Origin of the sequence: Dongia sp. (assembly GCF_041909655.1) — a bacterium.
In the GTDB taxonomy this organism is placed as follows: Bacteria; Pseudomonadota; Alphaproteobacteria; order Dongiales; family Dongiaceae; genus Dongia.
In genome coordinates this window covers 636,732-644,522 of record NZ_JAYRDA010000002.1, presented here as the reverse complement: position 1 = coordinate 644,522, position 7,791 = coordinate 636,732, and the positions used below count along the sequence as shown (strand labels likewise).

Here is a 7,791-nt window from a genome sequence, read left to right as displayed (position 1 = left end):
TGTCGAGGCGCTTGATCATGTCCTGCTCCTGAAATCTGATCTGGTCGGAAGGGTGGGGAATTATTGCGGCTGTGCCAGCATGGGCTGTTCCAGCGCCGGCTGGAACGCCATGGCTTCGGCGAGGGCGGCGTTGAGTTCGGCGCTCGACAGCTCGCCCTTCAATTTGTCACGCAGGCCCTCGACGATGGCGAGGTCGCTCTTCTTCGTCATCAGCGTCGCGGCGATGGTAAGCCAGGTGAAGGCCCTGCCGCGGTCATCGGGAATGCTGGTGATGCGCGCATTGGCCGGGTCGAGGAGAACGGCAATCCCCAGCATGGCGTCGGTATGGCCCTGGCGCGCGGCACGCTCGTACCATTCCAGCGCCAGCTTGTAATTGGCGGGGCCCGCATCGCCGTAATGGTAATAGCCGGCCAGCTTGTACTGGGCTTCCGGATCGCCTGTGGGCGCCAGTTCCTTCAGCTTCAGGAAGGCATCCACTTTCTGTCCCTGCAGCTCCAGGCGATGGATTTCTTCAAGATCCTCCGGAGCGGCGCAGGCCGGCTGAACCGGCAACAGGAAAGCCGCCGCGACCAGAGCGAGGGTCAGCAGCGCGGCATGGATGACGGCGGCGCGACGGCGCCGCGGGGTGCGGTGAATCGACATGGCCGGGAGAATCGCCGATCTTGCCCGCAGGCGCAACCCGCCGCGCGCAGATCAGCCGTTCACAAAGGCGTCGGCGTGACCTTCATCACACCGGACCGGACGGGTCCAACCAAAGGGGCCTAAACAGACGGGCCTGAACGGATAGGCCCAACCGGACGGGCCTAATTCGCCCGCCGGATCGAGGTGAACTGATCTTCCAATACGCTCTTGGCCAGATCCTGGACGAACTCGGCGGTCGTTTCCGGGCCGTGTTTGGCAACCAGGGCGAAAAGGGCCGCGGCGATCGACATGGTCCCCACGGTATCGAAGGGAATCCCCTTGTTGATGGCCTCCGCCCAATAGGCGTTGAACATCTCGAAACAAACCTTGCGCTGCTCCTCGTCATTTGCGATCGGCGTCGTCGTCGTGTGCTTTTGCACCAAAGCGGTCTCCATCACCATCTCCTTTGAACGGTTGACCGCCCCAGCATCAGCAAGCCCCATGCCAGCGGCATCGGCCTACCCGATCTTGGGGCCGGTCGAGGCCCGCTCACGAGTCGTTGGGGTCATTAGACCCGGCCTTCCCGAAGAACCGGTTAACGTCCAGAGGAATCGGATTCCGCTTTGCGGCAGAATCTGCCCAGTTCCGGCGGCTTTTCCTCAATCGGCGAGGTCGAAGGCCGGGTTCCAGGCCACTTCCCAGAGATGCCCGTCGGGGTCGCGGAAATGGCCACCATAGCCGCCCCAGAAGCGGGTCCGGGCCGGATCGGTGATTCTGGCGCCGGCGGCCTCGGCCTCGGCCATCACCGCATCCACCTCGTCCTTCGATGCCACATTATGGCCGACGGCGACCGCGCCGGTCGCCATGTCGCCGGGATCGATCTGCGCCTCCTGGGCCAGGGAGTCCGTCGGATAGAGCGCCAGCATGAGGTGGTCGTTCAACCGAAAGAACGCCACCGCCCCATGCGGGAATTCCGTTCCCACGATCCCGTCGGTCGCCAGCCCCAATCCGTCCCGGTAGAAGCGAAGCGCCCGCTCGAGATCGCCGACCGCCAGAGTGAGGACGGAGATGCGCGGTTTCATGTCAGGTAATCGGCCAGCTCATGCACCTCGATCACGGTCGGGCCGTCGGCCTTGAGGGCGCGCTGGATCGCCGCGGTGAGGTCGGCGAGGCTCGCGGGCTTTTCCGCGTAGGCATGGAAGGATTTCGCGAGTCCCTGGAAATCCGGGTTCTTCGGCTTCACGCCGAGCTCGGGAATATCGCGCTCGTTCATGCCCAGCGCGATCTGGCCGAAGGCATCGTTGTTCCAGACCAGGATGGGGAGGGAGAGGCCCAGCTCGACCGCGGTCGCCAGATCCTGCACCGTGAACAGGAAGCCGCCATCCCCGGCGATCGCAATCACTTCGCGCGACGGGCAGGCGATCTTGGCGCCGATCGCCGCCGGCATGGCATAGCCCAAGGTGCCGAAGCCGTTGGGATGGAACCAGCAACGCGGATGTTCCAGCGGGAAGGTCACATTGCCGGTATAGGCGATCTGGGTCATGTCGCTGACCACGATCGCATCCGGGGCCAGGGCCGCGCGCACGGCGTCCAGCACCTTCATGTGTTTTCTTTGCAGCGGATTGCGGTTGGCGAGATTCGCTTTGCGCACGGCCTGCGCCTGCGCCAGATCCGGCTGCCGCCCGCCTGTGATCGCGGCGGTGAGCGCCGTGAGTGTCGGGCCGGCATCGGCGAGGAGGCCGATCGTCGGAGCATAATCGCGGCTCAGGGTCGCGGCATCGAGATCGATGCGAATGAGTTGGCCGTTGATCGGCAAGCGTTCAACCCAGCAATCCGTCTCGGCCAGTTCCGTGCCGACGGCGATGACGAGGTCCGCGCCGCCGATCGCGCGCTGAGTGGGTGAAAGCGAGAGTGTTCCAGAGAGGCTCTGCGGATGGCTGTCCGGCAGCACGCCCTTGCCGGCGGTGGTGGTGGCGCAGAGGGCGCCCGATTTTTCGACGAAGGCCCGGAGCTCGGCGGCCGCGTCGACGGTGCCGCCCCCGGCGATAACCAGAGGAGCCTGGGCGGCATCGATGAGGGCCGCCGCCCGGGCGAGATCGGCGCCGCAGGCCTGCGGCCGGGTCTTCTTGACACGCTTCGCCTGGCTTACATCGGCCGGGCCGGAGAGCATGTCGAGCGGGAATTCCAGCACCGCCGGGCGCGGCCGCGCGGTTTCAAACAGGGCATAGGCATCGGCCATGGCCTGGGGCAAATCGGCGGCATCCTTGATTGTGCGGGCGATCCCCGCCAGGGGCGCAATCGCCGCGCGCTGGTCGGTGATCTCGTGGAGACGCCCGCGGCCCTTGCCGAGATCCTCGCTCGCATTGACGCTGGCGAGGACCAGCATGGGCACCGAATCCGAATAGGCCTGGCCGATGGGGGTGGCTGCGTTCATCAAACCCGGCCCGGTGATCAGGCAGCACACACCCGGCTTGCCGCTGGCGCGGGCATAGCCGTCGGCCATGAAGCCGGCGCCCTGTTCGTGGCGGACGCCGATATGACGCATCTTCCGGTCGGCGAGACCGCGATAGAGATCGAGGGTGTGGACGCCGGGAATCCCGAACACGGTGTCGACGCCATAGGTCTCGAGGAGCGCCACAGCGGCATGGCCGCCAATCTGGTTGCTGGTCTTGGTATCGGCCTTGTTGGCGCTCATGATGTTCCCTGCTGGCGATTTTTTGGTTTGGATGGCCCGGAAACTTAGCCGAAACGGGCTATCGGCGGCAATCCGGCATGCGCCCAACGCGTCCTGCCATGCAAAGGCTGCGGGCCGATTTCCTGGCAGGGTGGGGCGCCAGCTTGTAATAAACTGCGACAACCTCAGCCGAGCCGGAAACCCAGCGCGCATGGACCTTACGCAACAATTGGCGGCGATTATCCTGCCCGTCCTGGTGGTCCCTGCCATCGGCTTCATCTGGGCGAAATCCGGCAACACCTTCGACAACCGTTTCATCACCCAGCTCGTCACCAATATCGGCACCCCGGCTTTGACCGCCGACGCGCTCACCCGCATCCATATGGAAACCAGCACGCTCCTGGAAATGGCGGGACTGACGGTCCTCTGCTTCCTCGGCTTTGCGCTGCTGGGGGTGATCGTGCTCCGGGTGATGGGGCTTGCCAACCATTCCTATCTGCCGGCGCTGATGTTTCCCAATACCGGGAATATGGGCCTGCCGCTGGCCCTCTTCGCCTTCGGTGACGAGGGCCTCGCTTTCGCCGTCGTCTTCTTCGCGATCTCGATCACCGCGCAATTCACCATCGGCATGTCGCTGGCCGCCGGCTCGTTCAGCATCGGGCGGCTGCTCAGGATGCCGATGATCTATGCCATCATTGCGGCGCTCTTCGTGCTGGCGACCGGGGCCGAGGTGCCGCCTTATATCGGCAACACACTCCAATTGCTGGGCGGTCTCACCATTCCGCTGATGCTGCTCGCTCTGGGCGTCTCATTGGCGCAGCTCCGCGTCACGCGCCTGCCGCGCAATCTTTTTCTCTCGCTGGTGCGCCTGGTAGGCGGGGCCACGATCGGCTTTCTGGTCGGCTATTTCTCCGGCGCCTCGGATCTTGCCATCGGCGTGCTGATGATCCAGAGCACCATGCCGGTCGCGGTCTTCAATTATCTCTTCGCGCAATACTACAACCGCGAACCCGCCGACGTCGCCTCCATGGTGGTGATCACCACGGCGCTCTCTTTCGTCACCTTGCCGGTGCTGCTCTATCTGGTGCTTTAGGGAACCATCGGCACGGCGACGCCGCTCGCCGTTTCACCGAAATGATCGAGAAGCGCCGGCAGCATCAGCCGCAGGGCCGTGCTGGGATCGATTTCGGCATTGCTGCGCTCGGCCGTGCCGCGCCAGACGAAGGCGCCGTTCTGCCGGTCATAGACCGTGGCGCTGACGCGGAAAATGCGGTCGGTGCGGTTGATCGGCTCCTCCGGGTTGAGGAGGGTGCGCTCATTGGTGCTGTATTGCATGCCTTCGGAGACGGCGCTGCCGGAGACGATTTCGCCCTGGGTCTTGTCGGTGCCCAGGCGTTCGACCAATTGCGTCGCCACGGTAAAGACCAGATTGCCGTCATTCCCCACCTGATAGCCGCGGCCCACCAGATCTTCATTGGCCTGGCGCCAGGCGGAATCGTCCATCTCGCCCTGGGTTTCCGGCTGCGTCACCAGCCGAGCACCCGGCGGGATCGGGGCATAGGTCACGGTATCGATGGTGGCGAGGCTGGGCGGTGCCACTTCCTGCGCACCCGCAGCCCACGGCGTGAGCAGCAAAACAATGGCGGCGATGCTGGCGATGGCGCGCATATTCCCGATCCCGAATGAGCCTGCCATATCCACAACAGGCGGCAATTGCCTTGGTTTCATCTTCCCGTCATCATATGGCCTCATGGCGTACAATCCCATGCCTGTTTGGCATGGCAGTTGGCGGAATTTCGCGGGAGGGCAGCATGGCGGCGGTGGAAAGCATCGAGACCCCGGGTTTGCTGGTCAACCGGAAGCACATGCCCTTCGAGCTTGATGGCGGTGTCGCCGCCCGGGCGCGGATCGGGCTCATCGTGCTCGCCACCGATCACACGATAGAGCATGAATTCCGGCAATTGATGCAAATGCCGGGTGTCGCCTATTACGCGACCCGGATCGAGAACGCGCCCGAGATCAATCCCACCACCTTGGCGGCGATGGAGCAGGGCCTCGCCGGTGCGGCCCGCGTGATCCTGCCCGGCATTCCCTTGGACGTCGTCGCCTATGGCTGCACCTCGGCCTCGGTGGTGATCGGCGAGGAGAAGGTGTTTGAGCGCATTCACGAGGCGCGGCCCGGCGTCAAATGCACGACGCCGATCACCGCCTTGCAGGCCGGGCTGAAGGCCCTGGGTGGCAAACGCATCGCCTTGCTCACCCCCTATATCGACAGCGTCAACAACCGCTTCAAAACCTATCTCGAGGCACGCGGCATCGAGGTGCCGGTGGTGGGCAGCTTCAACCACGAGGACGACAACGAGGTGGCGTGCATCTCGACCCAATCGATCTACGCCGCCGCCTTGGAACTCGGGCGCCACCCCTCGGTCGACGCCGTCTTCGTGTCGTGCACCAGCTTGCGCGTGGCCGCCATCGCCGATTCCCTGGAACGGGAATTGGGCAAGCCCGTCACCTCCTCCAACCACGCCATGGCCTGGCACTGCCTGCGCCTTGCCGGAATCACCGAACCGATCGAGGGCTGGGGGCGGCTGTTCAGGGTGTAAAACGCACCCAGCGAACCGATTAGCTAATCGATTAGCTAATCGATTAGCTGGCGGATTTCCGCCATTTTTTCAGCGCCCATATCGGAACGGCATATCGTCCAGTTCCGGCTGCCGTCCCATCATGCGGTCGACCAGGATACGGGACGAGCCGCAGGCCATGGTCCAGCCCATATGGCCGTGGCCGGCATTGAGCCACAGATTGGGAAGGGGCGAGGCACCCATGATGGGTGGGCCGTCCGGGGTCATGGGGCGGAGGCAGGCCCAGTAATCCGGTCGGTCGTAGAGCGCGGCGTTGGGGAACATGTCGCGGGCGACGCGCAGCATGTGCGAGAAATTCCCCGGCTCGAATTCGGTGTCATAGCCCGCGAAATCGGCGGTCGCGGTGAGGCGCAGCCGGTCGCCCAAACGCGAGAAGGCCACCAGGTGATCCTCATGCACGCCGCCGATCGTGGGTGCTTGCGCCGGGTCGGCGATGGGCAAGGTCACGGAATAACCTTTCACTGGAAAGATCGGCAGGTTGAACCCGATCGGCCGCGTCAGCAGCGGCGCATAGGACCCCAAAGCCAGCACATATTGATCGCCGCTCAGAATGCCCTGGTCGGTGAGAATTCCGGTGACGCGCTTGCCGTTGCTCTCGATGCGCTGGATGGTCGCACCGAAGCGGAAATCGACACCCATCGCCTGGCATCTTTCCGCCAGGCCCAAGGTGAATTTCCGCGCATCGCCCGATTCATCGCCCGGCGTGTGCACGGCCCCCACCAATTTGTCGCGGGCATGGGTGAAGCCCGGCTCCAAGGCGATCAGTTGATCGACATCAAGCACCTCGCTGGCAATTCCCTGATCGGCGAGGAAACGCATGTTCTCCTTACCTTCGCGGAAATGCCCGGCATCGCTGTAGACATAGAGGGCGCCCTTGGCGATGCGGTCCCATGCGATCCCTTCCATATTCCCCACGCGCAAGGTCTCGCCTTGCGAATAGAGGCAGAGCTTCATCTTGGAGAGGGTCGCGGCGCGGTTGCGCACATGGGTGCAGTTCCTCAGGAACTGGAGGCTCCACAGCCACATGCGCGGATCGAGCTTCAGGCGGTAGCGCAACGAGGTGTCGTTGCGCCACAGCGATTTCAATAGGATCAAGGGTGCGCGGGGGCTCGCCCAGGACGAGGCATGGCCCGGACTGACCAGCCCGGCATTGGCAAAGCTGGTCTCCCGCGCCGGTTCCGGCCGCCGGTCGATGACGGTGACCTCATGGCCTTCCTTGGCCAGATAATAGGCGCTGGTCACACCCAGCAGCCCCGCGCCCAGTACCACGATCCGCATGCCCGCCCCGTTTTGCTTTTTTCTGTCCAACCGGCCGCAACATTGCCATAAATCGAGGCTAGACGATAAGTCCCCCAAAACGACGACCCGGAAAGGCAGGACAGGACCGCATGAATCGCTTCTCGATCCGCGTGGCGCTCGCGACATTCCTCCTGGGCGGCTTCGCCCTCTCGGCCGAGGCCCAGTCCAAGGGTGCCCTCACCGTCGACGAAATCCGCGGCTGCCTCTGCATGGATCAGGAACTGGCAGCGACGCGCGAAGATATCGCGATCCGCCGCGCCATGCTGGACGAGCGTAACGCGCAGCTTGCCGCCCTTTCCAGCCAGATCGCCCAGCGCCGCGCGACGCTCGATCCCATGGATATCGTGGGCCAGGATCTTCTGAAGAACTACATCAACCAGGAGAATGCCTTGCGCGACCTCATCCAGAGCGATACGCGCCCGGCCCTCAACCAGAGTGTCGCCGAATACAACGCGCTGGCCGCTCTCTATACCACCGAATGCGCCAACCGCCCGCGCTACAAGCTCGACGCCGACCAGGCCGCCAAGGATCTCGTCTGCCCGATACCGTGAGACG

At 64.1% G+C, this 7,791-nt stretch carries 9 protein-coding genes; 3 read left to right on the top strand and 6 right to left on the bottom strand.

Annotated features, from left to right (window positions below):
* Positions 1-60: 60 nt before the first annotated feature.
* From ACE3PR_RS06210 to ACE3PR_RS06195, 4 genes are all read right to left on the bottom strand, one after another.
* Positions 61-642: a tetratricopeptide repeat protein gene (locus ACE3PR_RS06210; RefSeq protein WP_374369309.1), complete on the bottom strand. Its 582-nt coding sequence runs from the start codon at positions 640-642 to the stop codon at positions 61-63.
* A 161-nt stretch (positions 643-803) separates the two neighbouring features.
* On the bottom strand, positions 804-1,076 hold the full coding sequence (locus ACE3PR_RS06205; RefSeq protein ID WP_374369307.1) for a hypothetical protein: 273 nt from the start codon (positions 1,074-1,076) through the stop codon (positions 804-806).
* 204 nt (positions 1,077-1,280) lie between these two features.
* Entirely contained in the window at positions 1,281-1,703 is a 423-nt protein-coding gene (locus tag ACE3PR_RS06200) for a VOC family protein (protein ID WP_374369305.1), read from the bottom strand.
* Positions 1,700-3,316 carry a 5-guanidino-2-oxopentanoate decarboxylase gene (locus ACE3PR_RS06195; protein ID WP_374369303.1) on the bottom strand — a complete coding sequence of 539 codons (1,617 nt, stop codon included), beginning with the start codon at positions 3,314-3,316 and terminating at the stop codon, positions 1,700-1,702. The genes ACE3PR_RS06200 and ACE3PR_RS06195 overlap by 4 nt, the downstream gene beginning before the upstream one ends.
* 190 nt (positions 3,317-3,506) lie before the next feature.
* Between ACE3PR_RS06195 and ACE3PR_RS06190 the strand changes: the two genes are divergently transcribed.
* Positions 3,507-4,388, top strand: a complete 882-nt coding sequence (locus ACE3PR_RS06190; protein WP_374369301.1) for an AEC family transporter — start codon at positions 3,507-3,509, stop codon at positions 4,386-4,388.
* On the opposite strand, the gene ACE3PR_RS06185 is transcribed toward ACE3PR_RS06190, so the two are convergent.
* Positions 4,385-4,963 (bottom strand): hypothetical protein, encoded by a 579-nt coding sequence (locus ACE3PR_RS06185; RefSeq protein ID WP_374369299.1) that lies wholly within the window; start codon positions 4,961-4,963, stop codon positions 4,385-4,387. The genes ACE3PR_RS06190 and ACE3PR_RS06185 overlap by 4 nt on opposite strands.
* 143 nt (positions 4,964-5,106) lie before the next feature.
* Between ACE3PR_RS06185 and ACE3PR_RS06180 the strand changes: the two genes are divergently transcribed.
* Positions 5,107-5,898, top strand: a complete 792-nt coding sequence (locus ACE3PR_RS06180) for an Asp/Glu racemase (protein ID WP_374369297.1) — start codon at positions 5,107-5,109, stop codon at positions 5,896-5,898.
* A gap of 69 nt (positions 5,899-5,967) precedes the next feature.
* Here the strand turns inward: ACE3PR_RS06180 and ACE3PR_RS06175 are convergent, their stop codons facing one another.
* Positions 5,968-7,362 carry a D-amino acid dehydrogenase gene (locus ACE3PR_RS06175; protein ID WP_374369295.1) on the bottom strand — a complete coding sequence of 465 codons (1,395 nt, stop codon included), beginning with the start codon at positions 7,360-7,362 and terminating at the stop codon, positions 5,968-5,970.
* Between ACE3PR_RS06175 and ACE3PR_RS06170 the strand changes: the two genes are divergently transcribed.
* Entirely contained in the window at positions 7,326-7,787 is a 462-nt protein-coding gene (locus ACE3PR_RS06170; protein WP_374369293.1) for a hypothetical protein, read from the top strand. The two genes, ACE3PR_RS06175 and ACE3PR_RS06170, sit on opposite strands and share 37 nt — an antisense overlap.
* Positions 7,788-7,791 lie beyond the last annotated feature (4 nt).